This window comes from Siccirubricoccus soli, assembly GCF_024178315.1.
In the GTDB taxonomy this organism is placed as follows: Bacteria; Pseudomonadota; Alphaproteobacteria; order Acetobacterales; family Acetobacteraceae; genus Siccirubricoccus; species Siccirubricoccus soli.
The window spans coordinates 1-24,213 of the sequence record NZ_JAMZIK010000136.1 but is presented as its reverse complement, the minus strand read 5'-3'; the positions used below and the strand labels follow the sequence as shown (position 1 = coordinate 24,213).

Below are 24,213 nucleotides of genomic sequence, written 5' to 3'. Positions count from 1 at the left end.
CGGGCCAGGACCTGCCGGAGGAACGCCATGACGCAGAGCTTCACCGGGCGCCGCCAGGCGCTGGCCGGCGCCGTCGCCGGCCTTGCCGCCACCGCCCAGCCGGCCGCCGCCCAGCCCCTGCCGCGCCCGCCCGCCGCGCCGCCCGCTGCGCGCCCGCCCGCGTCGTCGCCGCTGGTGCGGGGCTTCTCGCGTGAACGCCTCGGCCGCATCGCCGGCGTGATGCAGGCGGAGGCGGAGCGCGGCTCCTTCCCCGGCGCCGTCACCCTCATCGCGCGCCAGGGCGAGATCATCCATTTCGAGGCCTATGGCCATCAGGACGCGGCGAAGACGAAGCCCATGCCGCGCGACGCCATCTTCCTCCAGGCCAGCATGACCAAGCCACTCACCTCCGCGCTGGCGCTGATGCTGGTGGAGGAAGGGCGGATGAAGCTGGACGACCCGATCGCCGAGGTGCTGCCGGAACTGCGCGACCTGAAGGTGGAGCAGCGGCAGGACGACCAGAGCGAGCTGGTCCCGGCCACGCGCCAGCCCGCCATCCACGACCTGCTGCGGCACACGGCGGGCTTCGTCTATTCCGGCGCCTCGCCCTCCCCGCGCATCAAGGCGGCCTATGAGGAGGCGAATATCGAGGCCGGGCGCGGCCCGATCGGCGGCGAGGAGATGCTGCGGCAGCTCGGCGCCATTCCGCTGGCCTTCCAGCCGGGCACCACCTTCTTCTACTCCATCGCCACGGATGTGCTGGGACTGCTGGTCTCCCGCGTCGCCGGCAAGCGGCTGGACCAGGCGATGGAGGAGCGGCTGCTCGCCCCGCTCGGCATGCGGGACACGCATTGGTTCGTGCCGCCGGAGAAGCGCGCCCGGCTGGCGGAGGCCCCGGACAGCGACCCGCAGAAGGCGACGATGTGGGCGCAGTACCGCATCCTGACCGATGAGCGCGCGACCAGCTACCTGAAGGGCGGCGCCGGCCTCGTCTCCACCGCCGCGGACTACATCCGCTTCGCGCAGATGATGGCGAATGGCGGGGTGCTGGAGGGGCGGCGCTACCTGGCGGCGCCGGTGGTGAATTTCATGATGTCCAACCACATCACCGGCATGGCGGGCAGCCCCACCGCCTCCACCGGGCCGGGCTATGGCTTCGGCCTGGGCTTCGGGGTGCGGCTGGCGGATGGCATGGGCACGGCGCCGGGCAGCCCGGGCGATGCGATGTGGGCCGGCGCCTGGGGCACCAGCTTCACCATCGACCGGGCGGAGGGGCTGGTGGCGATCCTGATGGCCCAGGGCCCGAGCAACCGCGTGCGGACGCGGATGATCTGGAAGGATGTGGTCTATGGGGCGATGGTGGAGAGCCTGCGGCGGGGGTGAGGCAGAAGGGGCGCCGGGGCAAGCCCCGGCGCCCGCCCGGCGCTACACCTCGACGCCGTAGATCTCCTTTGCCGCGGCGCGGGTGATCAGCCCATCCACCACGTCGCGCCTCACCAGCTCCGGATCGCGCGCCTTCGGGTCTCCCATGCCGCCGCCGCCCGGCAGCTTCAGCAGCAGCCGCCGCCCCTTGGGAACGATCTGGAACCCCTTGGTCCGCAGCGGCGTGCCATTGGCGTCGTTCAGCCCCACCCAGCCGGCCGCGCCCTCGCCGCCGCCATCGCGGCCCTTCGGCGGGTTGGCCACGCGGTCGAAGATCGCGTTCACCGCGAATTCCGCCTCGCCCTTGGTGCCGATCTCCATGACCTGGCCGAAGCCGCCCCGCGTCTTCCCCGCCCCGGCGGAATCCGGCCGCAGCTCCTTCTTCCAGAAGATCACCGGCGCGACATTCTCCGTCGCCTCCACCGGCATGGTCCTGACGCCGGAGGGGAAGGCGATGCCGTCCAGCCCATCCTTCTCCGGCCGCGCGCCGGTGCCGCCGGAGTTGAAGGTGATGATCTCGAAATCCTCCACCTCCGCCGCCTGGCCGGAGACCTGGGAGCCACCGCGGAGCGGCGGATTCCACAGGGCGGAGGCGCCCTCGGCATTCACCCGCCCCGGCACCGCCTGATGCAGGCACCCCATCATCAGGTCCGGCAGCAGCTGCCCCACCACATGCCGCACGCTCACCGGATAGGGCCACGGCGCGTTCAGGATGCAGCCTTCCGGGATCTCCATCTGGAAGGGCGACAGCGAGGCCCAGTTGTTCGGAATCTCCGGCGCCACCACGCATTTGATGCCGAAGCAGGAATAGGCGCGGCAATAGGCCGGCGGCACGTTGATGCCGCGGGTGGAGAGGCCGGAGGTCCCGGCGTAATCCACCACGATCCGCTCCTCCTCGATGGTCATGGCGGCGTTCAGCGTCACCGGCGCCTCATAGCCGTCCGACCTGATCTGGGCACGGAAGGTGCCGCGCGGCAGCTTGCGGATCTCCTCGATGGTCGCGCGCAGCGAGCTCTCGAAGATGTACTCGGCCAGCGGGTCGATGCTGTCCATGTCGAACTCGTCCAGCATCTCCACCAGCCGCTTGGCGCCGGCGTCGTTGCAGGCGCAGAGGCTGTAGATGTCGCCCTCCAGCTCCACCGGCGTGCGGCTGCCCGCGCGGATGAAGTCGAAGAAGGTCTCGTTCGGCACGTTGCGGTCGAAGCACTTCACGATGGGGATGTAGAGCCCTTCCTCGAAGACGCTCCGCCCCTCCGGCCCCATGCCGAGCCCGCCGATATCGATGATATGCGCGGTGTTGGCGAAGAGGCCGACGATCTTCCCGCGGCGGAAGGCCGGCGTGACCACGGTGAGGTCATGCAGGTGGCCGGTGCCCAGCCAGGGATCGTTGGTGATGTAGTGGTCGCCCGGCTGCATCCCCGCGGCGGGGAATTTCGCCAGGAAGTGGCCGACGCTTTCCGCCATGGAATTCACATGGCCCGGCGTGCCGGTGACGGCCTGGGCCAGCATCCGGCCCTGCAGGTCGAAGATGCCGGCGGAGAGGTCGCCCGCCTCCCGCACCGTGGTGCTGAAGGCAGTGCGGATCATGGTCTGCGCCTGCTCCTCCACCACCGCGATCAGGCGGTTCCACTGGATCTGGCGCTGGATGGTGGCGAGGGCTCCGGTTTCCTTCATCACGCGCTCTCCTGCGTCAGATCCAAATACCCCAGCCCATCCATCCGGCAGGACCAGCCGCGCCCCACCAGCGTGCTCGTCTCCGCCTCCGCCACGATGCAGGGCCCGGCGACGACGGCGCCCGGCGCCATCGCCGCGCGGTCATACACCGCCCATTCCGTCACCTCGCCCGTGGTGGTGTCCCGCACCTGCTGCTGGCGGATCGGCGCGGGGGCAGGCGCCGCCTCCACCTCCGCCGCCGGTTCCACCGCCGGCACCTCGGTCGCCACCGTCACGGCGAAGCTCAGGATCTCCACATCGCTGCCCGGCACCGGCCGGTCGTAGAATTTGATGTACTCGGCGTCGTAGGCGGCGCGGATCGCCTGCACATCCGCCGCGGTCAGGTCGCGCGCGGGCAGCTTCACCGCGATCTCATGCCCCTGGCCGACATAGCGCATATAGGCGAGGCGGCCCTCCACCGTCCGCGCCCCGAAGGCGCCCTTCGCCACCACCGCGGCGGCCTCCCGCGACATCTCCGTCAGCAGCGCATTCACCGCGCCGACATCGAAACTCGCAAAACGCTGGTAGAGGCTGCGCACCACCTCATAGGCCACCGGCGCCCGCAGGAAGCCGATGGCGGAGCCGACGCCGGCGCCGCTCGGCACCAGCAGCCGCTTCACCCCGATCTTCTCCGCCACGCGGTAGCCATGCACCGGCCCGCCGCCACCGAAGGCGATGATGGTGCGGCCCTCGAAGCCCTTGCCGCTCTCGATGGCATGGACGCGGGCGGCATTCGCCATGTTCTCGTCCACCATCTCGACAACGCCAAGCGCCGCCATCTCCGCCGAGAGGCCGAGCCGGCCGCCCACCTCGGCCACCAGCGCATCGCGCGAACGTTCCGGGTAGAGGCGCAGCGCGCCGCCGGCGAAATGCTCCGGGTCGTAGCGGCCGAGCGCCAGGTTCGCATCCGTCACCGCCGGCTTCGCGCCGCCGCGGCCATAGCAGGCCGGCCCCGGATCGGCGCCGGCGCTCTCCGGCCCCACGGTGATCCGCCCCATGCTGTCAACGGCAGCCAGGGAGCCACCACCGGCGCCGATCTCCACCATCTCGATGACCGGGATGCGCAGCGGCAGGCCGGAGCCCTTCTTGAAGCGGCCCACCCGCGCCACCTCGAAGGTCCGGCTGGCCTGGGGCTGGTACTGGTCGATCAGGCAGACCTTCGCCGTGGTGCCGCCCATGTCGAAGGAGAGCACTTCCGTCAGCCCGCGCTGCTTCGCGACATGCGCGGAGAAGATGGCACCGCCGGCCGGCCCGCTTTCCACCAGGCGGATGGGGAAGCGCCGCGCCGTCTCCAGCGTGGTCAGCCCGCCGCCCGAGAGCATCATGAAGACCGGGCAGGCAAGGCCGCCCTCGCGCAGCCCCACTTCCAGCCGCTTCAGGTAGCTGGCCATCAACGGCTGCACATAGGCGTTGGCGGCGGTGGTGCTGAACCGCTCCCACTCCCGCATCTCCGGCGAGACCTCGCTGCTCAGCGAGACCGGCACCTCCGGCCAGAGGCGCTGCAGGATCGCCGCCGCCTGCTTCTCATGCGCCGGGTTGACGAAGGCGTGGAGGAAGCCGATCGCCACCGCCTCGATGCCCTCGGCGCGCATGAACGCCACATGCCGCGCGACGGCCGCCTCATCCAGCGGCAGCAGCACCTTGCCGGTATTGTCCAGCCGTTCCGTCACCGGCAGGCGCCAGCGCCGCGGCACCAAAGGCTGCGGCAGCTCAATGTTCAGATCGTACTGGTCGTAGCGGCTCTCATTGCCGAGGGCGAGGACGTCGCGGAAGCCCTCCGTCGTCAGCAGCGCGGTCTTCGCGCCCTTGCGCTCGATGACCGCATTGGTCGCCAGGGTGGTGCCATGGATGACGAGGGCGATGTCGGCGGGTGCCAGCCCGGCCTTTTCCAGCACCAGCTTCACGCCCTCCAGTACGCCGAGCTCCGGCGCCTGCGGCGTGGTCAGCACCTTGCCGGTCCAGCGGCGCTCGCCCTGCTCCACGGCCACATCGGTGAAGGTGCCGCCGATATCCACCGCGAGACGGGCGGCTCCGCCACCCTGGGCAGCCAGACGCGCGCTCATGCGCCGTACTCCGCCGCAAAGCGCTGCGCCACCTTGCACGCTTCCGCAAAATCCTCGATCCGCATGGCTTCCTTCGGGTTGTGACTGCCGTGCTGGTTGCGCACGAAGAGCATGCCCGCAGGAATGCCCGCCTGCGCGAAGGCGACCGCGTCATGGCCGCCACCGCTCGGCATGATGAGATGGGGGATGGAGAGCGCCTCGGCGGCGCGCTTCAGCGCTGCCTGCACGCCGTCATCCATGGACGAGGGCCGGCTGCCGCCCTCCTCGCCCAGTTCGAAGCGCACGCCGCGCCGCGCCTCGATCCGGGCGACGGCCTCGTACAGAACCTCGTAGATCCGGTCGGTGCAGCGCAGATCCTGGCTGCGGACGTCGAGCTGGAACACCGCCTCGCCGGGGATCTTGGTGAAGCCCGCCTCCGCCGTGGTGCCCATGACGCAGAAGGTCACCACCAGCCGGTGGCCGCGGGCTTCCAGCCGCACCCATTCCTCGTCCAGCGTCACGGCGAGCTCCGCCAGCGCCATGGCAGCGTCGCGGCGGTACTTCCGCGGCGTGCCGCCGGAATGGTTGGTCTCGCCCAGCACCCGCGCCGCCCGCAGCCGCCGGCTGCCGGGGATGCCGGTGACGATGCCGATGGGGATCCCCTCCGCCTCCAGCACCGGCCCCTGCTCGATATGCACTTCCAGATAGGCGGCGACGTTATCGGGGCCCAGCACCCGCTCGCCGCGCCGGACGAAGCCGGGGTCGAACCCCTCCTCCGCCATATGGTCGGCGAGGCTGCGGCCGGTATCCATCCGCTTCACCTCCAGCTCGGCCGCCGCCAGCCGCCCCAGCGCGCCGCGGGAGCCGGGGAAAGAGGTGGGGAACCACGCCCCCGCCTCCTCGGCGCGGGTCACCATCACCGTCACGTCCCGCGCGGGCGTGAAGCCGGCCCGCTGCATGCCGGCCACCGCCGCCAGCCCGGCCAGCACGCCCGCCGCGCCGTCGAAATTCCCGCCCTGCTGCACGCTGTCCAGGTGGCTGCCGAGGATCACCTGCTTCGCCGCCCGGTCCGCGCCCGGCAGGGTCATGTAGAGATTGCCGACCGGGTCGGTCCTGCGCTCCAGCCCCAGCCGGTCCGCCGTCTCGGCCATCAGGGCATGCGCCATGCGCTCCCCCGGCCCATAGGCTTCGCGGGTGATGCCGACACCGTCGAAGCTTTTGGCCCGCAACTCATCGAACAGCTTCGCCGCCAGCGCGACATCCGGCGTCAGATTGGGGAGCACCACCAGCCTCCAGAACAAGCAATTCCACACCGCCGGGCGCCCCGGACCCGGAAGGCCCGAAGCACCCCGGAACCGCTACACCATGCCGCGCACCCGCCCGCCATCGACGCGGATCAGGCTGCCGGTGATGTAGCCGGCCTTCTCGCTTGCAAGAAACGCGCCCATCGGCCCGTAGTCGTCCGGCACCCCCAGCCGCCCGGCCGGGATCTCCGCCGCCGCCTGGGCCAGCGCATCCTCGAAGCTGATGTTGAGCTGCTGCGCCCGCTTGGTGGTGGTCTGGGTCACCCGGTCGGTCTGGATGGTGCCGGGCGCCAGGACGTTCATCGTCACGCCATCCTTCGCCACCTCGCCGGAAAGCGTCTTCAGCCAGCCCCAGATCGAAGCGCGCAGCGTGTTGGAGAGCGCGAGCGTCGGGATCGGATGCTGCATGCCGGTGCTGCCCACCACGATGATCCGCCCCCAGCCCCGCTCCCGCATTTTCGGCAGCAGGGCGTTGGTGATGCGGATGGGGGAGACGACGATGTGCTGGAACCACTCCAGCAGGGCCGGTTCGGTGATCTCGGACGCGGTGCAGGGCGGCGGGCCGCCATGGTTCAGCACCAGGATGTCGACGCCGCCCAGTGCCTTCTCGGCGGCTGCCGCCAGCTTGTCCATGTCGGCGCTGCTGGCGACATCGGCCACCACGCCGGAGGCGCTCGGCGCCCCCTTGGCCTTCAACTCCGCCGCCGCCTGGTCCAGCCGCCCCTGGTCGCGGCCGCTGATGACGATGGACGCGCCCTCCGCCGCCAGCGCATCGGCGATCGACCGGCCGAGCCCCTTGGTGCCGCCCATCACCAGGGCGCGCTTGCCCTGCAACCCGAGATCCATGGTCTCTCTCCCTGTTCCGCCGCGGCGGCACCATCACCGGTGCCGGCCGACCGGCTGGCCCTGCCGCCGAATCCGCCAGCTCCAGGGCCATCGCCGCAGCGACCTGCCCTGGGCCGGCGACCCTGCCCTTCGGCCAGGGCGCTGGCAAGCCTGGCGCCGCCGGCACCTCCCGCGCTGGCAAGCCGGCCAAGCCCTGCTACACCAAGGGCCACGCGAAGGAGACGCCCATGGCCAAGCCCCCCCTGCTCGTCACCCGCCACCTGCCGGAGGCCATCGAGGCCCGCGCCGCCCGCGACTATGCCGCCGCGCTGAACCCGAATGACGAGCCCTGGTCCACCGACGCCGCCGAGATCATCCGCCGCGCCGCCGCCATCTCCGCCCAGGGCATCCTCTGCGCCGCCGGGGACCGGCTGGACGCCGCCTGCATCGCCGGTCTGCCCGCCTCGGTGAAGCTGCTCTCCACCTTCTCCGTCGGCACCGACCATATCGACCTGGAGGCCGCCCGCGCCCGTGGCATCCAGGTGGCGAACACGCCGGACGTGCTCTCCTTCGCCACCGCCGAGATCGCCTTCACCCTCCTCCTCATGGCCGCCCGCCGCGCCGGGGAGGGGGAGCGGATGGTCCGCGCCGGGCAATGGCAGGGCTGGGCGCCGACCCAGCTCATGGGCGTGACGCTGGAGGGCAAGACGCTCGGCATCCTCGGCCTCGGCCGCATCGGGCGGGAGATGGCGGCGATGGCCCGCGGCGTCCGCATGGAGGTCCACTATCATGGCCGCCGGCGCCTGGCCCCGGAACTGGAGCAGGGCGCCATCTGGCACGCGGATGAGGCCGAGTTCCTCGGCGGCATCGACGTGCTCTCCATGCACATCCCGGGCAGCGCGGCCACCCGCCACTGGCTGAACGCCGCCCGCATCGCCAGGCTGAAGCGCGGCGCCATCGTGGTGAATACCGGCCGCGGCACCACGGTGGACGACGCGGCGCTGATCGCCGCGCTGCAATCCGGCCAGGTCCGCGCCGCCGGCCTCGATGTCTATGACGGCGAGCCGCGGGTGAATCCGGGCTATTTCGCGCTGGAGAACGTCGTGCTGCTGCCGCATCTCGGCAGCGCCACGGTCGAGACGCGGGACGCCATGGGCCACCGGGCGCTGGACAATCTGGACGCCGTGCTGCTGCGGGGCGAGAAGCCGCCTTTTCCGGCCTGATTTCCGGTGGAACCGTCGGGTGCAAAACCCGGACCGGGGCCCGGGGAGGGGTCCCCTCCCCGGCGGGGGTTCGGGGGCAGCGCCCCCGATCTTGTTCAGTTCACCCCCAGTAGAGCCGCGTCGGATTCTCCACCAGCACCTGCCGCCGCAGCCCCGCATCCGCGGTGAACAGCGCGAACAGGTCCACCAGCTCGCCGTCATTCGGCATGTCGCCGCTGATATTCGGGTGCGGCCAGTCAGTTCCCCACAAAACGCGATCGGGCGCCGTCTCGATCAGCGCCGCGGCGAAGGGCACGGCATCGCGGAAGGGCGCACCGATGGAGGAGACGCGTTCCGCCCCGCACACCTTCACCCAGGCCAGCGGGTTCTCCATCAGCCGCAGCAATTGCCGGAAGGGCGCCTGGTCCAGCCCGCCCTTCGCCTTCACCCGCCCCATATGGTCGATGACGAAGGGCACCCGCAGCCTTTCGATGCGCGGCGCATGCGCGATGATGTCCTCGGCATCCAGATGCAGCACCACATGCCAGCCGAGCCGCTCGATCCGCCCGAGCACCGCGTCGAACACCGCAAGGTCCGGCGTCCCGCCGAGATGCCGGACGAAGTTGAACCGCACGCCGCGGATGCCGCCGGCATGCAGCCGCGCCAGCTCCGCGTCGGTGACGCTGCCATCCAGGATGGCGACGCCGCGATACGCCCCGCCGCTTTCGGCGATGGCATCCAGCATGGCGGTATTGTCCGTCCCGTGGCAGCTCGCCTGGACGATGACGGCCCGCTCCACCCCGATGGTGCGATGCACCCGGCGCAGCTCAGCCACCGGCGCATCCGGCGGCGTATAGGCGCGGTCCGGCGCATAGGGGTAGCGGTCGGCCGGGCCGAAGACATGGCAATGCGCATCGCAGGCCCCGGGCGGCAGGCGGAAGGCCGGGATTCGCGTGGCCGGATCCGGCGGCTTGCAGCTCTTGTCGCTCATGGACGGGCTCCCTTCGGAGGGGAGAGGAGAGGCCGCCGCCCCGGCCCGGGTCAAGCCGTCGCCGCCCCCTGCCCGTGCCCCGGTCGCCTGCTCTGGCCCAGGCGCCTCCTGGTCCATCCGCCTTGCCCCGGCGGCCCGGCCCGCGCCTCAGCCCGGCAGCGGCCCCGGCCGGCCGAACAGCCAGCCCTGGCCGAACTCCACGCCCAGCTCCTGCATCAGCGCGGCTTCCGCCTCGGTCTCCACCCACTCCGCCACCACCTGGGCCCCGACCGTCCGTGCCAGGTCCACCATGGAAGCGACGATGCCGCGGTCCACCGGGCTGCGCATGGCGTTCTGCACATAGAGACCGTCGATCTTCACGTAATCCACCCGCAGCGTCCGCAGGTAGCGGAAGGCCGCGGCGCCCGCGCCGAAATCGTCGATGCAGAGCGGCACGCCCAGGCCGCGCAGCGCCTCCACCGTCCGCACCGCCTCCGCCTCCTCCTCGATCTCGGCGGTCTCGGTGATCTCGAACAGCAGGCGGCGGGCCAGCAGCGGCTCGCTCTCCAGCAGCTTCACCAGCGCCGCGCGGAAGCCCGGGCTCTGCAGCGAGAGGCCGGAGAGGTTGGCGGCGATGCGCGGCCCGCCGGAACGCCGCGCGGCGCTGCACACCGCCAGCAGCACCGCCCAGTCCAGCTCCTCGGAAAGGCCCAGCGCCTCGGCGAAGATGACGAAATCCTGCGCCATGACGAGCGGCGCCTCGATATCGGCCTCGGGCCGCAGCAGCGCCTCGTAGTGATGCGGGCGGCGATCCGCCAGCCGCACGATGGGCTGGAAGGCCAGGCGGAATTTCCGCTCCGCGATCGCCTGGCGCAGCCGCACGGTGCGGGCGCAGGCGCCGGCGACGAAACCGGCCAGCCCGCCATCGAACCCGGCCTCCGCCAGCGCCGCCGCCCCACCCCGGCCGAAGACGGAGAGCGCGTAGCGCAGCGCCCGCGTCATCTGCATCGGCGTCAGGCTGGCATCGTCCAGCGCCAGGGCCTCGGTGGCGACGGAGGCCGCGAGGCCGGAGGCCCGGGCCAGCGCCTCGATCTTCGCCCCCACCGCGGCAAGGTCCGCCCGGGTGCGGGAGATCACGCCGAAGCGCCCCGCCGCCAGCTCCCCCGCCAGGCTGTCCGGGGCGATGCTCGTCGCCAGCTCCTCCCGCACCAGCCGGGTCAGTTCGCCATCCGGCGCCAGGCTGCCCTCCGGCGCATGGATCTCCAGCAGGCCGAGCGTGCCGGCCGGCGCCACCCCCCGCGCCAGGGCATTGGCCGCGTCGCGCAGCGGGGCCGGGCCACCGATGCGCGGCCCCTCTGCCGCCCCGGCCAGGGGCAGGGCAGCGAAGGTCAGGCAGAGCCGGTCCGCATCCCGCCCCAGCAGCCGCAGCCCGCTGCAGGCCATGGCGGTGGCGCCGGCATTGGCCAGGTGGAACAGGGTGGGCGGCAGCCGGTCCCGGCTCAGCAGGATGTTGAAGGCGATCTCGAAGGCGGCGTGGTCCGGCAGGGCCAGCACCTCCCGCACATGCGCCCCCACCAGGGAGTCCGGGGAACGGCCGAGCCGGCTCTGGAAGGCTCCTGCGGCGAAGAGGATGCGGCCCGCCGAGGAGACTTCCAGCAGCATTTCCGCCGCGGCCAGGGCGAAGGTCAGGAACCGCTCCCGGTCGGTCACCGGCCTCGGCCGGTGCGGCGGCTCGCCCTCCTCGCTCTCCATCCCGCTGCAGGACCTCTGTCGCCCAAGGGCAGCATGGCACGGGCCGGGTGAACCGGCCGTGAACGGGAAACAGGGAGGTATCGGAGGCGGAGGGGGCTCCCGCGCCCGGCCCCTTGCCACATCGCAGGCCCCGGCGCCTCGCGCCAAGCCGGGCAAGCCCGCCTGCCGCGAGGACGCGCAGCGTCGCCGCGGAACGCCCTACAGCCCCGCCCGCATCCGCCCCGGGTTGAGGATGCCCGCCGGGTCCATCACCGCCTTCACCCGGGCACCGATGGCCGCCAGCGCCGGCGGCTCCGCCGGTAGCACGGCGACGGCGGCGCGCAGCGCCTCCGGCGCGCGGAACAGGGTGAAGCTGCCGCCCGCCGCCGCCGCGGCCGCCATCACCGCCGCATGCCGCGCCTCGGTCGCCGGCCCGGCCAGCCAGACCAGCCCGCCCCCCCAATCCAGCAAGGCCTTCGGGCAGCCGGCGGCAGCGACCACCCCCGGCCCCTCCCCCGGCGCCACGGAGACGCGCCACACCGCCTCCCCTGGCTCGGCGCCGAGCGGCGCCGCCTCCCGCACCGCATCCCAGAGGGCGCGGCTCGCCGCCCCCTCCAGCCACTGCACGGCGCCGAACCCCGCCAGCTCCGCCCGCAGCCGCGCGCCGCGATAGGCGACGGACTCCGCAAAATCCTCCAGCCGCAGCACCGCCTGCATCCCGGCCAGCCCGCCACCGCCCGCCGGCAGCAGCGCGGCGGCGGAGACGCCATAGGGGCTGCCCAAGCCCGCCGAGAGCACCTGCACCCCCTGCGCCAGATCGGCCACGGCAACCGCCACCGTGCCCGTCGCCTCCGGCCCCGGCAGCACCTTCAGCGTGATCTCGGTCAGCACGCCGAGGGTGCCATGCGCCCCGGTCAGCAGCTTGCAGAGATCGAGGCCGGTGACGTTCTTCAGCACCCGCCCGCCGCTGCGGAACACCTCGCCCTTCCCGTTCACCGCGCGGATGCCCATGACATGGTCGCGCATCGCGCCGCCCGAGATGCGCCGCGGCCCGGAGAGGTTGGTTGCCACCAGCCCGCCAAGGGTCGGCGGCCCTTCCGTCCCGAACAGCGCCGTCAGCGAGGGTGGCTCGGCGATCAGATGCTGGCCATGCTCGGCCAGCGCCGCCTCGATCTCCGGCAGGGGCGTGCCGGCGCGGGCGGAGAGGATCAGCTCCTGCGGCTTGTAGAGGGTGATGCCGGACAGCCCGCGCAGGGAGAGCGTCCGCGCCGCCTGCACCGGCCGCAGCAGGCCCCGCTTGGTCCCGGCCCCCTCGATCGCCAGGGGCGTGCCGGCAGCGGCAGCAGCCGCCACCGAAGCGGCCAGCTCCGCCTCATCCGCCGGCGCCAGCACCGAATCGCTCATGCCGCGCGCTGCAGGGCGGGGTTGCCGTCCAGCGGGAAGACCTTGGCCGGGTTCAGCAGCCAGGCGGGATCGAAGGCGGATTTGATCGCCCGCTGCTGCGCCAGCTCGGCCTCGGTGAATTGCACGCCCATCAAATCCCGCTTCTCCACGCCCACGCCATGTTCGCCGGTCAGGCAGCCCCCCACCTCGACGCAGAGCTTCAATATGTCCGCGCCGAAGCTCTCCGCCTTGTGGAAGCTCGCCGGGTCATTGGCGTCGAACATGATGAGCGGGTGCAGATTGCCGTCGCCGGCATGGAACACATTGGCCACCTGCAGCCCGTATTGCGCGCTCATCTCGCCGATGCGCTTCAGCACGAAGGGCAGCTCCCCGGTCGGGATGGTGCCGTCCATGCAGAGATAGTCGGGGGAGATGCGGCCGACCGCCCCGAAGGCCCCCTTGCGTCCCTTCCAGATGGCCAGCGACTCCTCCGCCGTCTGCGCCACCTTCAGGCTGATCGGGTCGAAGCGGTTGCAGATCTCCTTCAGCTTGCCGAGCAGCATGTCCTGCTCCGCCACGCTGCCCTCCACCTCGATGATCAGCATCGCCTCGGCATCCAGCGGATAGCCGGCATGGGCGAAGGCCTCGCAGGCATGGATGCAGGGCCGGTCCATGAACTCCAGCGCCACGGGGATGATGCCGCTGCCGATGATGGCATCCACCGCCTGGCCGGCGATCTCCGTGCCGCGGAAGGCCGCCAGCATAGCGCGCTGGCCTTCCGGGCTGCGCAGGATGCGCACCGTGACTTCCGTGACGATGCCGAGCTGTCCCTCGCTGCCGGTGATCAGGCCGAGCCAGTCATAGCCGGCCGCATCCAGGTGCCGCCCGCCGATCTCCACCACTTCCCCCGCCATGGTGACGAGCTTCACCCCGAGCAGATTGTTCGCGGTGACGCCGTATTTCAGGCAATGCGCGCCGCCGGAATTCATCCCGACATTGCCGCCGATCATGCAGGCGAGCTGGCTGGACGGATCCGGCGCGTAGAAGAAGCCATCCGCCGAGACATGGTTGGTGATGCCGAGATTGGTGACGCCGGCCTCCACCACCGCCAGGCGGTTGGCGTAATCCACCTCCAGGATGCGGTTCATGCGCATCAGGCCGATGACGACGGCATCCGCCAGCGGCAGCGCGCCGCCGGAGAGGGAGGTGCCGGCGCCGCGCGGCACCACCCGCACCCCCTCCGCCTGGCAGAGGCGCAGCACCGCCGCCACCTCCTCGGTGCTGGTCGGCAGCACCACGGCCAGCGGCGGCTGGCGATAGGCGGAGAGCCCGTCCGTCTCGTAGGGCTTCAGCCGGAGCGGCTCGCTGATCACCCCGCCCTCGGGCAGGATGGCGCGGAGGCCGGCCAGGATTGCCTCCCGCCGGGCGAGCACTTCGGGCTTCGGATCTGGCAGCCGGATCATGCGCGCGCTCCGTTTCACCTCGGGCCGGGAAGATGGGCCGGCGGCGGGCGGCGGACAAGCGGCTTGCCGGATGCGCCCGCCGCCGCCACTCTCCGCCGCCCTTGCCATCATTATGACGTGCCACGCCGCCAGCCCCGGCGGCGGCGCGCCGAGGAGAGTTCCCGTGCGTCCCTTGCTTCGCCTTGCCCTGCCGGCCCTGCTCGCCCTGCTCCTCTGGGGCGCGCTCGTCGCGCCGGCCGCGGCGCAGATCCGCGAAGGCCGCTACGCCGTGGAGGGCAACAACCCGGATGGCGCGCCTTATACTGGGCAGTTCGCCTTGCAGGCCGGCCCGGGTGGCGCCTGGATCGCGGTCTGGCAGGTGGGCAATGTCCGCCTCGCCGGGCTCGGCATCATCGAGGGCGGGGTGCTCTGCATCGGCTTCGCCGCGGAGGGCCGGCCCGGCGTCGCCGCCTATCAGGTGGAGGCGGATGGCAAGCTGCGCGGCAGCTGGACCACCGGCGGCGGCGTCGGCCAGGAGACCCTGACGCCCGAGTGACCCCCGGGCGGGATCAGCCGCCCGGCGCCGCCCGCGCCTCCAGTACGCAGCGGGTGAGCGAGGCGGAATCGTAGTATTCGTGGAATTCGGCGAGGCGGTCGCCGTCGAGGCGGAGCAGATCGACCTTGGCGAAGGCCTGTTCCGGCCCGCCGCGGAAGCTGGTGCGGACGCTGGCCTGGACGGCGACCCACCCGCCCTGCGCGATGATCCGCTCGCAGCGGTAGAAGGTGACCTTCAGCTCGGCGTCGAGCTGGCGGAAATAGGCCTCGACGCCGGCGCGGCCCTCATGGCGGCCGCTCCAGGGCAGCAGCTCGCCGCCATGGGAGGTCCAGACGACATCCTCGGCAAGGGCATCGAGCACGCAGTCGCGGTCGCCGGCGGCGTAGCGGTCGTAGAGCTCGGTGACGCGCTGGACGGGCGTGGGATCGGCAGGCGATGAGCACATGCGCGGACCTCCCTGGCGGTGCCGCAGCCTGGGCCGGGCGGTGGCGCCCGCTCAAGCGGAATCGCACGGGAGGGGCAGCCGACACCAAGCCGGCGCGGCGCCTTCCGCGCGGGGCGCGAAGGCGGCACCGGGGCATTCAGGGTGCCAGCGGAGTGCCGAACATGGAAAGCCGCCGCGGCGGGGCCGGCGGCGGCACGGAACCTCGGGCGCCGGGCGGCATCGCCCGGCGGCAATTCAGCCCTGGCGGGCCTTCAGCCGGGGGTTCTTCTTGTTCAGCACATAGAGCCGGCCGCGGCGGCGCACCACCACGCAGTTCTTGTCGCGCGTCTTCGCGGTCTTGAGGCTGTTGCGGATCTTCATCTGACCAAATCCAGGAGAGGCGGCGCGTTTAAGGGCGGCGGGCGGCGCTGTCAACCGCGCGGCGGGCTCAGTGCGCCGGGTCCTCCTCCTGCAGCATCAGCGTGTCCTTCAGCAGGGCGAGGCGCAGCCGCTCCAGCGCGTCGCGCAACACCACGGTCGCCTCATGGAACTGCTCGTTCGCCGCATCCTCCACCAGATGGTCCAGCCGGCGGATCAGGCTGCGGCGGCGGTTGAGCAGGCTGAAGGCAGCCGTCACTTCGGCATCGGGCCAGAGCGAGGCCTGTTCCTTCCGGTCAGGGGCGGGCCGGCTGCGCCGCGACATGGATATCACCTCAGGGTTGCAGGGCCGGGGGGGTCGACACGCCAAGGAATCCATGGGCCGCGCCGCATCACAACCATGAAATCCCGCATCCGGGCGCCGTCGAGTCGGTTTAACGGAGTAATGACACGAGAACAGAATGAGTTCGCCCTATGTTCCGGGCGCATGGCATTGGCTTCACGCAGCCGCTTCGGTTCACTTCCCGTCCAGGGCACGGCCGAGGTGATGGACATCGTTGCAACGACCGTGGCACCTTCCGCCCATGCCGTTCCGTGATGACCCCGCCGACCCGGAGCTGGTCGAGGCGCTGCGCGGGGCGGTGAGGCTTCTGGCCCTGCGGGCCAGGGATCCGGACGCGGCCCTGGACGCCCTGCGCACCCAGCTGCCGCAGCTCCTGCAGCCCGGGCTTTGGCCGGACAGCGAGATCCTGCGCGCGCTGGAACAGGTGCTGGCGGAACCGCTGGAGGGGGACGGGGCGGGCTGACACCGGGGGTGGTTGCGCCCGCACCCCCTCGGTCGCCGGGGCGGGCGCATTCGCCGCCTCGGCACTGCACCGGCGCCATGCGGCCCGCGCGGCGCGCCGCCGCCCCGGCCTTTCCTTCCCCGCAAGGTCCGGGAAGGCCGGGCAGGTCCGCCCGGCGCTGGCATGCCCTATTCCGCCGCCAGCTTCCGCGCCGCCAGCTTCAGGAAGCCGTCGCGGGTCTGCGGCAGCTTGCGGCCGAGGAGCTGTTCCGCCACCTGGGTGCGCAGCACCTGCGCCGTGCCGCCGGCGATCGCGAACATCCGCGCATCGCGCACCGCCCGCTCCATCGGGTTCTCCCGGCTGTAGCCGGCGGCGCCCCAGAGCTGGAGCGCGGCATTCGTCACCTCGATGGCGCCGTCCGCCGCCAGCACCTTGGCCCGCGCCGCCAGCAGCCGGTCCGGGAAGCCGAGCTGCCCATCCCCCGGCCCGGCCGAGCGCGCCGCCTGCCAGATCAGCGCCCGCGAGGCCTCCAGCTTGATGGACATGTCCGCCAGCATCCAGCCGAGGCCCTGGAATTCCGCGATGGGCCGGCCGAATTGCTCGCGCCGCTGCACGAATGCCAGCGCATGGTCGAAGGCCCCGGCAGCGATGCCGAGCGCCGCCGTCGCGGCGCCGACGCGCTGGCCGTTATAGGCCTCCATCAGCCGCCCGAAGCCGCGGGCGAAGCCCCCCGGCGGGCGCAGCACCATGGCGTCCGGCACTTCCAGCCCGCGGAAATGCAGCTCCGCCTCCGGCATGCCCTTCAGCCCCATGGAGGGGATGCGGCGATGCACGATGAGGCCGGGCGGGTCGCCCTCCCCGTTCCGCACCACCAGGAAGCCGCCGATGCCCTTCTCCTCGCCATCCTCGAAGGCGCGGGCGAAGATCAGATGCAGGCGGGAGACGCCGCCGCCGGTGATCCAGTGCTTCACCCCGTCGATCACCCAGGTGTCGCCGTGACGCACGGCGCGGGTGGTCATCTCCGTGGCGGCGGAGCCGGCCTCCGGCTCGGTGATGCAGATGGCGGGCTTGTCGCCGGCCAGCACCAGCGCCGCGGCCAGGCGCTTCTGCGCCTCCGTGCCATAGGCCATGACGGCGCCGATGGCGCCCATATTGGCCTCCACCGCGATGCGGCCGCAGACGGCGCAGGCCTTGGCGAATTCCTCGATGACCAGGACCGCGTCGAAATAGGAGAGGCCGGGGCCGCCATAGGCGCGCGGAATGGTCAGGCCGAAGAAGCCGGCCTCCGTCATGCGGCGTACCATGGGCCAGGGGTACTGCTCCGTCCGGTCGATCTCGGCGGCCTGGGCGGCGGCCTCCCGCGCCAGCTCCCGGGCGCGGTCGCGCAGGCGCGCTTCGGCTTCGGTCAATTCGGTCATGTGCGTTGTCCTGCCCTTTGCGGGCATGGTTGCCGGAAATTCAGGGGAAATCGAGAGGGGCTTTGCCCCTCTCGAGCTCACCCCGCCAAAGGCCGAAGGGCCTTTGGAAACCATGAGACTTGGACCCGTCGGCCGAAGCGCAGAACTCCAGGGTTCCAAGGGCCCTTCGGCCCTTTGCGAGGGGGAGCTTGAGGGGGAGCCGAGCTCCCCCTCAACCCGCCGTATGCACCGCCGCCGCGATCGTCGGCGCCAGCCCGCGGAATTCCGCCGCCCTTGGGCTGCGCGCCCGCCAGGCCAGCGCCAGGCTGCGTCCCGGCTCCGCCTCGCCCTCCGCCTCCAGCGGCCGCACCTCCACCGCCGCCCCGGCCAGCACGCCGCCCTCCACCGAAAGCTTCGGCAGCAGCGTCACGCCAAGGCCGCTCGCCACCATCTGCACCAGCGTATGCAGCGAGGTGGCGGCGAAATTCTCCTCGATGGGCGCCACGGCACGCGGCAGGCCGCAGGCATCCAGCGCGTGCTCCCGCAGGCAATGCCCGTCCTCCAGCAGCAGCAGCCGCTCCGCCGCCAGCGCCGTGGCCGGCACCTTCTCCCGCGCCACCAGCCGGTGGCCGGCGGGCAGCGCCGCCAGGAAGGGATCGGCCGCAATGGGCAGCGTCTCCGCCTCGCCGCAGGCGCAGGGCAGGGCCAGCAGCAGCAGGTCCAGCCGCCCGGTCTCGAGCTGATGCACCAGCCGCTCCGTCTGGTCCTCCCGCAGCCAGAGCCGCAGCCGGGGGAAGGCCTGACGCAGCGCCGGCATCAGCCGCGGCAGCAGGAAGGGGCCGATGGTGGGGATGACCCCCAGCCGCAGCGGGCCGGACAGCGGCTCCTTCGCCGAGGCGGCGGTCTCCGCCACCGCCTCCAGCGCCGCCAGCGCCGCCCGGGCGCGCTCCACCACCTCCAGCCCCAGCGGGGTGAAGATCGGGCGCTTGGCCGTCCCCCGTTCCAGCAGCGCGGCGTCCAGCTGGCGTTCCAGCGCGATGATGCCAGCCGAGAGGGTGGATTGCGTCACCGCGCAGGCCGCCGCCGCCCGGCCGAAATGGCCATGGTCGGCCAGCGCCAGGAGGTAGCGGAGCTGCTGCGGGGATGGCAGGGCGATCATCGAACAAAGCGATCAAAATCGTCGGAATCTTTTGTTAGCACCGCTTGTCGCCCTGTGCCATAGATCGGCCCGTGGGCGATTGCCTGCCAATGGAACGGGCCACGCCCCCAAAAGAACGACGGATCGGTTCCGCAGGAGGAAATCATGGCCTCGCTCAAGGGCTCCAAGACCGAAGAGAACCTCAAGGCCGCATTCGCGGGCGAATCCCAGGCGAATCGCCGCTACCTCTATTTCGCGCAGAAGGCGGATGTCGAAGGTTACAACGACGTCGCCGCCGTGTTCCGCTCGACCGCGGAGGGCGAGACGGGCCATGCGCATGGCCACCTGGAATTCCTCGAGGAATGCGGCGACCCGGCGACCGGCCTCGCCATCGGCAAGACCACCGACAATCTGAAGGCCGCGGTGGCGGGCGAGACCCACGAATACACCGACATGTATCCCGGCATGGCGCGCAGCGCCCGGGAGGAAGGCTTCGACGAGATCGCCGACTGGTTCGAGACCCTGGCCAAGGCCGAGCGCAGCCATGCCGGCCGCTTCCAGCGCGCCCTGGACGAGCTGAAGTAGCACCCCGGCCGTCCTCCCGAACCGGCCGCAGGTCCCGCGGGCCCTGCGGCCCCCGGCGGGGGCACCCGAGGAGGACGCCGCAGGCGGCGCGCCACGGGGCGCGGTGCTTCATGCGCGCCTTGCGGCCTGTGCCGTGGCCACGCCCGGTGGCCCGGGCCGCGGGGCGCCCCGTCGCGCGACATCCTCGACACCGCGGCGCCAACAAGGAACGAGAAATGCGCGAAGGCAGCCTGGAAGCCCCCACTCGCCACCCGCTTGCCTGGCAGGACCCGGATTTCTACGACGAGGCCAAGCTCGATGCCGAGATGCGCCGCGTCTTCGATATCTGCCATGGCTGCCGCCGCTGCTTCAATCTCTGCGACAGCTTCCCCCGGCTGTTCGACCTGGTGGACGCCGCGCCCTCCGAGGAGCTGGACACCGTCAGGAGCGAGGATTTCAAGCAGGTCGTGGATGCCTGCACGCTCTGCGACATGTGCTTCATGACGAAGTGCCCCTACGTCCCGCCGCACAATTTCAACCTCGACTTCCCGCATCTGATGCTGCGCTACCGGGCGGTGGAGGCGAAGAAGCACGGCGTGCCCCTGGTGGACCGGGAGCTGGCGAAGACCGACCGCAACGGCAAGCTCGCCGCCCTGGCGCCGGCGGTGGCGAATTGGGCGAGCGACGCGGGCAACGGCCTGACCCGCCCCTTGCTGGAGAAGCGGGCCGGCCTGCACCGGGAGGCCGCGCTGCCGAAATATGCCGGCACCAGCCTCACCGCCCAGGCCCGCGCCCAGGCCCCGGCGGTGAATGAGGCGGCGCCCGGCTTCGGCCGCCGCGCCGTGCTCTACGCCACCTGCTTCGCCAACTACAACGACCCCGGGATCGGCCGGGCCGCCCGCGCCGTGCTGGCCAAGAACGGCGTGGCGACGGAGGTGGTGCATCCGCGCTGCTGCGGCATGCCGCTGCTGGAACAGGGCGACATCGCCGGCGTCGCCCGGGCGGCCGCGGAGGTCGCGGCGGCGCTCGGCCCCTGGATCGAGGAGGGGCATGACGTCATCGCCCTCACCCCTTCCTGCGCGCTGATGCTGAAATTCGAATGGCCGCTGATCCTGCCGCAGGATCCGGCCGTGGCGCGCCTCGCCCGCGCCACCTTCGACCTCAGCGAGTATCTGGTGGACATCGCGCGGAAGGAAGGCCTTGCCCCCGGCCTGGCGCCGATGACGGAGCCGGTGACGCTCCACATCGCCTGCCATTCCCGGGCGCAGAACATGGGCCAGAAGGGCGCGGAGCTGCTGCGGCTGATCCCGGAGGCGAAGGTGACGGTGGTCGAGCGCTGCTCCGGCCATGGCGGCAGCTGGGGCTTCAAGAAGCGGAATTTCGAGGTGGCGCTGAAGGTCGGCAAGCCCGTCGCCCGGCAGGCGGCGAAGCAGGCGGGCGGCTACCTCACCAGCGAATGCCCCCTGGCCGGCGTGCATATCGGCCAGGGCATGGAGAAGCTGGGCGGCGAGGCGCCGAAGCCCGCCCTGGTCGCCCACCCCGTGCAATTGCTGGCCCGCGCCTATGGGCTGATGGAATGAGGAGGGAGCGATGCCTGGCCGCCACGCCCTGACGGAAGCGGATATCCTGCCCCGCGCCGCCTATGCCCCGATCCGCGCCGCGCGGCGGCGGGAGATCGCGGCGCTGAAGCGCAACCGCCGCGTGGAGGTGGGGCCTTTCATCACCTTCTACTTCGAATCCTACGAGACCATGCGCCACCAGGTGCAGGAGATGTGCTGGATCGAGAATGGCGGGCCGGCGCAGATCCCGGATGAGCTGGCGGCCTACAACCCGCTCATTCCCCAGGGGCAGGAGCTGGTGGCGACCTTCATGATCGAGATCGACGAGCCGGACCGCCGCAGGCGCCTGCTCGGCCGGCTGGGCGGCATCGAGGAGACGGCCTTCCTGAAGGTCTTCGGCGAGACCATCCAGGGCATGCCGGAGACCGACCAGGACCGCACCACGGCGGAGGGCAAGGCGAGCAGCGTGCAGTTCGTCCACTTCCCCTTCACCGCCGCGCAGATCGCCCGCTTCCGCACCCCGGGGGCGGAGGTGGTGCTCGGCCTCGGCCACCCGAATTACGGCCATATGGCCATGCTGCCGGAGGCCGTGCGCGCCGAGCTGAGCCGGGACTTCGATTAGATCCCGGCGTCTCCGCCCCATGAAGCCGGTGGGCGGCTTCACGGGGGCGGAGTTGCGCCCGGCGATCTGCGGCGCCCACAGCCTGCCACGGCAAAGCGGCGGCGCGGTGGGTGCCTGACGCGGCGCCTCGAGGCGGTGTTCCGCCCCAGGCTGCTTTCGGGGGCGCCCCGGGACGCTCGCACCGCCGAATGCGCGCCGGGCCCGGCCATGGGGCTTTTCCGGGCCAGGAAGGCCGTGCCACGGCCGCGCGGCCAAGGCCGTGGCGCGGAAGCAGCCGCGTGGCCTGCCGCGTCATCGTCATTTTCGATGGAAACGAAAAAAACTATTCATTGGATCATCGATGCGCATCGGGGCATATCTGCTGCACCGCAGCAGGGCGGCCCTCGCCCTGCCGGTTCCATGGCGACCAATCCCGGGGAAGAGACACGCATGCTGACCGTTGGCGACAAGTTCCCGTCCTTCAAGCTCACCGCCGTGAAGGCCGGCCCGGAAGGCCTGGGCGGCCCCGGCAAGTCCTTCACCGAGATCACCTCCGAGTCCAACCCCGGCAAGTGGAAGATCGTCTTCTTCTGGCCGAAGGACTTCACCTTCATCTGCCCGACCGAAATCGCCGCCTTCGGCAAGCTGGCCGGCGAGTTCGCCGACCGTGACGCAGTGGTCTACGGCGTCTCCACGGACAGCGAGTTCGTCCACCTGAACTGGCGCGTCTACAACGAGGACATCAAGAACCTCGAGATCCCGATGCTCGCCGACACGAAGAAGGAGCTGTCGGAGGCCCTCGGCATCCTGGCGAAGGATGAGGGCGTGGCGCTCCGCGCCACCTTCATCGTCGATCCGGACGGCACCATCCAGTGGGCCTCGGTGAACGGCCTCAATGTCGGCCGCAACCCGCAGGAGGTGCTGCGCGTGCTGGACGCGCTGCAGACCGACGAGCTCTGCCCCTGCAACTGGGAGAAGGGCAAGGACGCCCTGAACCCGCAGAAGCTGTTCGAAGCGGCGGCGGCTTAACTCTGTCGCCGGCGCAGGCAGCCGCCACACCAACCCTGCCTGCGCCGGCGAAGGGGGGCAATCAGCCCCCCTTAAGCCCCCCTGCTCTCCCGCACCCATGGCGCGGGAGAGCGGGTCGGCCGAGCCGAGGTCCGCGCGGCCTCGGCTCCGCCCACCCGCAACAATCAGAAGCTTTGGAAGGATCCGCGCCATGTCGCTGGAAGCCCTGCGCAACCGCCTGCCCGAATATGCGAAGGACCAGAAGCTGAACCTGGGCAGCCTGGCGACCGAGCCGGTGCTGACCGAGCAGCAGCGCGCCGGCACCTTCATCGCCAGCGCCCTCGCCTCCCGCAACCCGCATGTGATCCGGGCGATCGTTGCCGAGTTCGGCCCGAAGCTGAGTCCGGAGGCGCTGAACGCCGCCAAGGCGGCCGCCTCCATCATGGGCATGAACAACATCTACTACCGCTTCACCCATCTGGTGCATGGCGACTACGCCCAGATGCCGGCCAAGCTGCGCATGAACGTGATGGCGAAGCCGGGCGTGGACAAGGTGGATTTCGAGCTCTGGTCGCTCGCCGTCTCCGCCATCAACGGCTGCGGCATGTGCATGGAGAGCCACGAGAAGGTCGTGGTGCAGCATGGCGTGAGCAAGGAGGCGGTGCAGGCCGCGGTCCGCATCGCCGCCGTCGTCCACGCCGTCGCCGCCACGCTGGATGGCGAGGACGCGCTGGCCTAAGCCTTATGACCCCTCCCCATGACGTTGCTGTGCAGCGCCATGGGGGCCCCGGATGGCGCCTGACGACTGGCGCCTCGCACGGCCTGCCGCGGCAAGGCCACAGCAGGACGCCGGGCAGCCCGGGGCCAGCTGGGGCGCAGCTACCGCGCCCCTGCTTGCCCTTCGGGAGAAGGTCAGGGAGGACATGCCGCCTTCCCTACGACGAGCCGGGCAACGCCATAGGCCCGGATAGCGCCTGACGGCCGGCGCCTCGCGCAGCCTGCCCGGCAGGCTGCGTCAGGGCACCGCGGTCCGGCGGGGGCGCCCAGCGCAGCAAGGTCAGGGTGGCGGTGCCGCTCCTGCCGCCCCGCGCCGCAGCACGAACAGCACCCCGGCGACCGGCCGCCCCTTCTCCTGCCGCAGCACCGCCTCCTGCCGCGCCAGCTCGGTGAAGCCCGCCGCCTTCGCCAGAGCCGCCACATGCGTCGGATCGTGCCGGTAGCGCATCCCCTCCCCCAGCGCGAAGGGCGCGCCCGCTCCCGCCTCCACCGAAAATGCCGCCAGCCCGTCCGGGGCCAGCGCCTGCGCCATGCCGGCGAGGGCCTGCGCCAGGTCGCCCAGGTAGTTCAGCACATCCACCGCCGCCACCAGCCCATAGGCGCCGGGCCGCGAGGGCAGGAATTCCACCAGATCCGCCTCGTGCAGCGCGGCGTAGAGGCCGCGCTTCCCCGCCTCCGCCAGCATGCGGGGCGAAAGGTCGAGCCCCTCCAGCCGTGTTGCGAAGGGGGCCAGCGCCGCCCCCGAAAGCCCCGTCCCGCAGCCCAGATCCAGCACCACCGCCCCGCGCGGCGCCGCCGCAGCCTCCACCAGCGCCGCCAGCGCCGCCGGGGTGCGGTAGTCCAGCCGGCCGGTCAGTTCCGCCTCGAAGCGCGGGGCGAATTGATCGAACAGGTCCCGCACATAGGCGGCTGGCGCCCGGTCCGGCGCCGCCCCCACGCCCAGCGCCGCCAGCAGGAAGCGCGCCTGCCCGGCCAGCGCCGCATCCGCACCCGCCCGCGCCAGCGCCGCCCGC

Annotated in this window: 23 protein-coding genes; 9 read left to right on the top strand and 14 right to left on the bottom strand. The window is 71.7% G+C overall.

Annotated features, from left to right (window positions below; translation table 11 throughout):
* Positions 1-27 precede the first annotated feature (27 nt).
* Positions 28-1,362 (top strand): serine hydrolase domain-containing protein, encoded by a 1,335-nt coding sequence (locus tag NJ376_RS20560; RefSeq protein WP_252955162.1) that lies wholly within the window; start codon positions 28-30, stop codon positions 1,360-1,362.
* A gap of 42 nt (positions 1,363-1,404) precedes the next feature.
* Here the strand turns inward: NJ376_RS20560 and NJ376_RS20555 are convergent, their stop codons facing one another.
* The 4 genes from NJ376_RS20555 to NJ376_RS20540 all read right to left on the bottom strand — a co-directional run bounded on the left by NJ376_RS20555 (position 1,405) and on the right by NJ376_RS20540 (position 7,306).
* Complete coding sequence (locus NJ376_RS20555; RefSeq protein WP_252955161.1) at positions 1,405-3,075, bottom strand: hydantoinase B/oxoprolinase family protein; 1,671 nt, start codon at positions 3,073-3,075, stop codon at positions 1,405-1,407.
* Entirely contained in the window at positions 3,075-5,177 is a 2,103-nt protein-coding gene (locus tag NJ376_RS20550; protein WP_252955160.1) for a hydantoinase/oxoprolinase family protein, read from the bottom strand. The genes NJ376_RS20555 and NJ376_RS20550 overlap by 1 nt, the downstream gene beginning before the upstream one ends.
* Complete coding sequence (locus NJ376_RS20545; protein WP_252955159.1) at positions 5,174-6,439, bottom strand: hydantoinase/carbamoylase family amidase; 1,266 nt, start codon at positions 6,437-6,439, stop codon at positions 5,174-5,176. The genes NJ376_RS20550 and NJ376_RS20545 overlap by 4 nt, the downstream gene beginning before the upstream one ends.
* A 75-nt stretch (positions 6,440-6,514) precedes the next feature.
* Positions 6,515-7,306: an SDR family oxidoreductase gene (locus tag NJ376_RS20540; RefSeq protein WP_252955158.1), complete on the bottom strand. Its 792-nt coding sequence runs from the start codon at positions 7,304-7,306 to the stop codon at positions 6,515-6,517.
* Between the two features lie 227 nt (positions 7,307-7,533).
* Here NJ376_RS20540 and NJ376_RS20535 point away from each other — a divergent pair, with 227 nt between their 5' ends.
* Positions 7,534-8,508, top strand: coding sequence for a 2-hydroxyacid dehydrogenase (locus NJ376_RS20535; RefSeq protein WP_252955157.1), 975 nt, complete (start codon positions 7,534-7,536; stop codon positions 8,506-8,508).
* 100 nt (positions 8,509-8,608) lie between these two features.
* Here NJ376_RS20535 and NJ376_RS20530 read toward each other — a convergent pair whose 3' ends face one another.
* The 4 genes from NJ376_RS20530 to NJ376_RS20515 all read right to left on the bottom strand — a co-directional run bounded on the left by NJ376_RS20530 (position 8,609) and on the right by NJ376_RS20515 (position 14,034).
* Positions 8,609-9,478 carry an amidohydrolase family protein gene (locus NJ376_RS20530; protein ID WP_252955156.1) on the bottom strand — a complete coding sequence of 290 codons (870 nt, stop codon included), beginning with the start codon at positions 9,476-9,478 and terminating at the stop codon, positions 8,609-8,611.
* 147 nt (positions 9,479-9,625) lie between these two features.
* Complete coding sequence (locus NJ376_RS20525; protein ID WP_252955155.1) at positions 9,626-11,209, bottom strand: EAL domain-containing protein; 1,584 nt, start codon at positions 11,207-11,209, stop codon at positions 9,626-9,628.
* Positions 11,210-11,407: 198 nt separating this feature from the next.
* Positions 11,408-12,592 carry an FAD-binding protein gene (locus NJ376_RS20520; RefSeq protein WP_252955154.1) on the bottom strand — a complete coding sequence of 395 codons (1,185 nt, stop codon included), beginning with the start codon at positions 12,590-12,592 and terminating at the stop codon, positions 11,408-11,410.
* Positions 12,589-14,034 carry an FAD-linked oxidase C-terminal domain-containing protein gene (locus tag NJ376_RS20515; protein WP_252955153.1) on the bottom strand — a complete coding sequence of 482 codons (1,446 nt, stop codon included), beginning with the start codon at positions 14,032-14,034 and terminating at the stop codon, positions 12,589-12,591. The genes NJ376_RS20520 and NJ376_RS20515 overlap by 4 nt, the downstream gene beginning before the upstream one ends.
* A 163-nt stretch (positions 14,035-14,197) precedes the next feature.
* Here NJ376_RS20515 and NJ376_RS20510 point away from each other — a divergent pair, with 163 nt between their 5' ends.
* Positions 14,198-14,569, top strand: coding sequence for a hypothetical protein (locus NJ376_RS20510; RefSeq protein WP_252955152.1), 372 nt, complete (start codon positions 14,198-14,200; stop codon positions 14,567-14,569).
* A gap of 13 nt (positions 14,570-14,582) precedes the next feature.
* Here the strand turns inward: NJ376_RS20510 and NJ376_RS20505 are convergent, their stop codons facing one another.
* From NJ376_RS20505 to NJ376_RS20495, 3 genes are all read right to left on the bottom strand, one after another.
* A complete protein-coding gene (locus tag NJ376_RS20505) occupies positions 14,583-15,014 on the bottom strand; it encodes a nuclear transport factor 2 family protein (RefSeq protein WP_252955151.1) in 432 nt (143 codons plus the stop codon).
* A gap of 234 nt (positions 15,015-15,248) precedes the next feature.
* Complete coding sequence (gene ykgO, locus NJ376_RS20500) at positions 15,249-15,374, bottom strand: type B 50S ribosomal protein L36 (RefSeq protein ID WP_043337704.1); 126 nt, start codon at positions 15,372-15,374, stop codon at positions 15,249-15,251.
* A gap of 67 nt (positions 15,375-15,441) precedes the next feature.
* Positions 15,442-15,696 carry a hypothetical protein gene (locus NJ376_RS20495; protein WP_252955150.1) on the bottom strand — a complete coding sequence of 85 codons (255 nt, stop codon included), beginning with the start codon at positions 15,694-15,696 and terminating at the stop codon, positions 15,442-15,444.
* 259 nt (positions 15,697-15,955) lie between these two features.
* Here NJ376_RS20495 and NJ376_RS20490 point away from each other — a divergent pair, with 259 nt between their 5' ends.
* Positions 15,956-16,177 (top strand): hypothetical protein, encoded by a 222-nt coding sequence (locus tag NJ376_RS20490; protein ID WP_252955149.1) that lies wholly within the window; start codon positions 15,956-15,958, stop codon positions 16,175-16,177.
* A gap of 167 nt (positions 16,178-16,344) precedes the next feature.
* Here NJ376_RS20490 and acdA read toward each other — a convergent pair whose 3' ends face one another.
* Together acdA and NJ376_RS20480 are read right to left on the bottom strand one after the other, a co-directional pair.
* Positions 16,345-17,574 carry a 3-sulfinopropanoyl-CoA desulfinase gene (gene acdA, locus NJ376_RS20485; protein WP_252955148.1) on the bottom strand — a complete coding sequence of 410 codons (1,230 nt, stop codon included), beginning with the start codon at positions 17,572-17,574 and terminating at the stop codon, positions 16,345-16,347.
* Positions 17,575-17,785: 211 nt separating this feature from the next.
* Positions 17,786-18,712: a hydrogen peroxide-inducible genes activator gene (locus NJ376_RS20480; RefSeq protein ID WP_252955147.1), complete on the bottom strand. Its 927-nt coding sequence runs from the start codon at positions 18,710-18,712 to the stop codon at positions 17,786-17,788.
* A gap of 144 nt (positions 18,713-18,856) precedes the next feature.
* Here NJ376_RS20480 and NJ376_RS20475 point away from each other — a divergent pair, with 144 nt between their 5' ends.
* The 5 genes from NJ376_RS20475 (at position 18,857) to NJ376_RS20455 (ending at position 23,162) form a co-directional block, all read left to right on the top strand.
* Entirely contained in the window at positions 18,857-19,276 is a 420-nt protein-coding gene (locus NJ376_RS20475; RefSeq protein WP_252955146.1) for a rubrerythrin family protein, read from the top strand.
* 215 nt (positions 19,277-19,491) lie between these two features.
* Positions 19,492-20,835, top strand: a complete 1,344-nt coding sequence (locus NJ376_RS20470; protein ID WP_252955145.1) for a heterodisulfide reductase-related iron-sulfur binding cluster — start codon at positions 19,492-19,494, stop codon at positions 20,833-20,835.
* 10 nt (positions 20,836-20,845) lie between these two features.
* Positions 20,846-21,436: a DUF3501 family protein gene (locus tag NJ376_RS20465; protein ID WP_252955144.1), complete on the top strand. Its 591-nt coding sequence runs from the start codon at positions 20,846-20,848 to the stop codon at positions 21,434-21,436.
* A gap of 429 nt (positions 21,437-21,865) precedes the next feature.
* Positions 21,866-22,444 (top strand): peroxiredoxin, encoded by a 579-nt coding sequence (locus NJ376_RS20460; RefSeq protein WP_252955143.1) that lies wholly within the window; start codon positions 21,866-21,868, stop codon positions 22,442-22,444.
* Positions 22,445-22,634: 190 nt separating this feature from the next.
* Positions 22,635-23,162 (top strand): carboxymuconolactone decarboxylase family protein, encoded by a 528-nt coding sequence (locus NJ376_RS20455; RefSeq protein ID WP_252955142.1) that lies wholly within the window; start codon positions 22,635-22,637, stop codon positions 23,160-23,162.
* 318 nt (positions 23,163-23,480) lie between these two features.
* Here NJ376_RS20455 and NJ376_RS20450 read toward each other — a convergent pair.
* On the bottom strand, positions 23,481-24,213 hold a 733-nt coding region (locus NJ376_RS20450; RefSeq protein WP_305880005.1), incomplete at its 5' end, for a class I SAM-dependent DNA methyltransferase.

Excerpts from the sequence above, each read along its gene's own strand:
- NJ376_RS20530 (WP_252955156.1), bottom strand. The coding sequence starts at position 9,478 with ATGAGCGACAAGAGCTGCAAGCCGCCGGATCCGGCCACGCGAATCCCG.
- NJ376_RS20505 (WP_252955151.1), bottom strand. The coding sequence starts at position 15,014 with ATGTGCTCATCGCCTGCCGATCCCACGCCCGTCCAGCGCGTCACCGAG.
- NJ376_RS20515 (WP_252955153.1), bottom strand. The coding sequence starts at position 14,034 with ATGATCCGGCTGCCAGATCCGAAGCCCGAAGTGCTCGCCCGGCGGGAG.
- NJ376_RS20550 (WP_252955160.1), bottom strand. The coding sequence starts at position 5,177 with ATGAGCGCGCGTCTGGCTGCCCAGGGTGGCGGAGCCGCCCGTCTCGCG.
- NJ376_RS20490 (WP_252955149.1), top strand. The coding sequence starts at position 15,956 with ATGCCGTTCCGTGATGACCCCGCCGACCCGGAGCTGGTCGAGGCGCTG.
- NJ376_RS20540 (WP_252955158.1), bottom strand. The coding sequence starts at position 7,306 with ATGGATCTCGGGTTGCAGGGCAAGCGCGCCCTGGTGATGGGCGGCACC.
- NJ376_RS20455 (WP_252955142.1), top strand. The coding sequence starts at position 22,635 with ATGTCGCTGGAAGCCCTGCGCAACCGCCTGCCCGAATATGCGAAGGAC.
- acdA (WP_252955148.1), bottom strand. The coding sequence starts at position 17,574 with ATGACCGAATTGACCGAAGCCGAAGCGCGCCTGCGCGACCGCGCCCGG.
- NJ376_RS20480 (WP_252955147.1), bottom strand. The coding sequence starts at position 18,712 with ATGATCGCCCTGCCATCCCCGCAGCAGCTCCGCTACCTCCTGGCGCTG.
- NJ376_RS20495 (WP_252955150.1), bottom strand. The coding sequence starts at position 15,696 with ATGTCGCGGCGCAGCCGGCCCGCCCCTGACCGGAAGGAACAGGCCTCG.
- NJ376_RS20470 (WP_252955145.1), top strand. The coding sequence starts at position 19,492 with ATGCGCGAAGGCAGCCTGGAAGCCCCCACTCGCCACCCGCTTGCCTGG.
- NJ376_RS20525 (WP_252955155.1), bottom strand. The coding sequence starts at position 11,209 with ATGGAGAGCGAGGAGGGCGAGCCGCCGCACCGGCCGAGGCCGGTGACC.
- NJ376_RS20475 (WP_252955146.1), top strand. The coding sequence starts at position 18,857 with ATGGCCTCGCTCAAGGGCTCCAAGACCGAAGAGAACCTCAAGGCCGCA.
- NJ376_RS20465 (WP_252955144.1), top strand. The coding sequence starts at position 20,846 with ATGCCTGGCCGCCACGCCCTGACGGAAGCGGATATCCTGCCCCGCGCC.
- NJ376_RS20560 (WP_252955162.1), top strand. The coding sequence starts at position 28 with ATGACGCAGAGCTTCACCGGGCGCCGCCAGGCGCTGGCCGGCGCCGTC.
- ykgO (WP_043337704.1), bottom strand. The coding sequence starts at position 15,374 with ATGAAGATCCGCAACAGCCTCAAGACCGCGAAGACGCGCGACAAGAAC.
- NJ376_RS20520 (WP_252955154.1), bottom strand. The coding sequence starts at position 12,592 with ATGAGCGATTCGGTGCTGGCGCCGGCGGATGAGGCGGAGCTGGCCGCT.
- NJ376_RS20555 (WP_252955161.1), bottom strand. The coding sequence starts at position 3,075 with ATGAAGGAAACCGGAGCCCTCGCCACCATCCAGCGCCAGATCCAGTGG.
- NJ376_RS20460 (WP_252955143.1), top strand. The coding sequence starts at position 21,866 with ATGCTGACCGTTGGCGACAAGTTCCCGTCCTTCAAGCTCACCGCCGTG.
- NJ376_RS20535 (WP_252955157.1), top strand. The coding sequence starts at position 7,534 with ATGGCCAAGCCCCCCCTGCTCGTCACCCGCCACCTGCCGGAGGCCATC.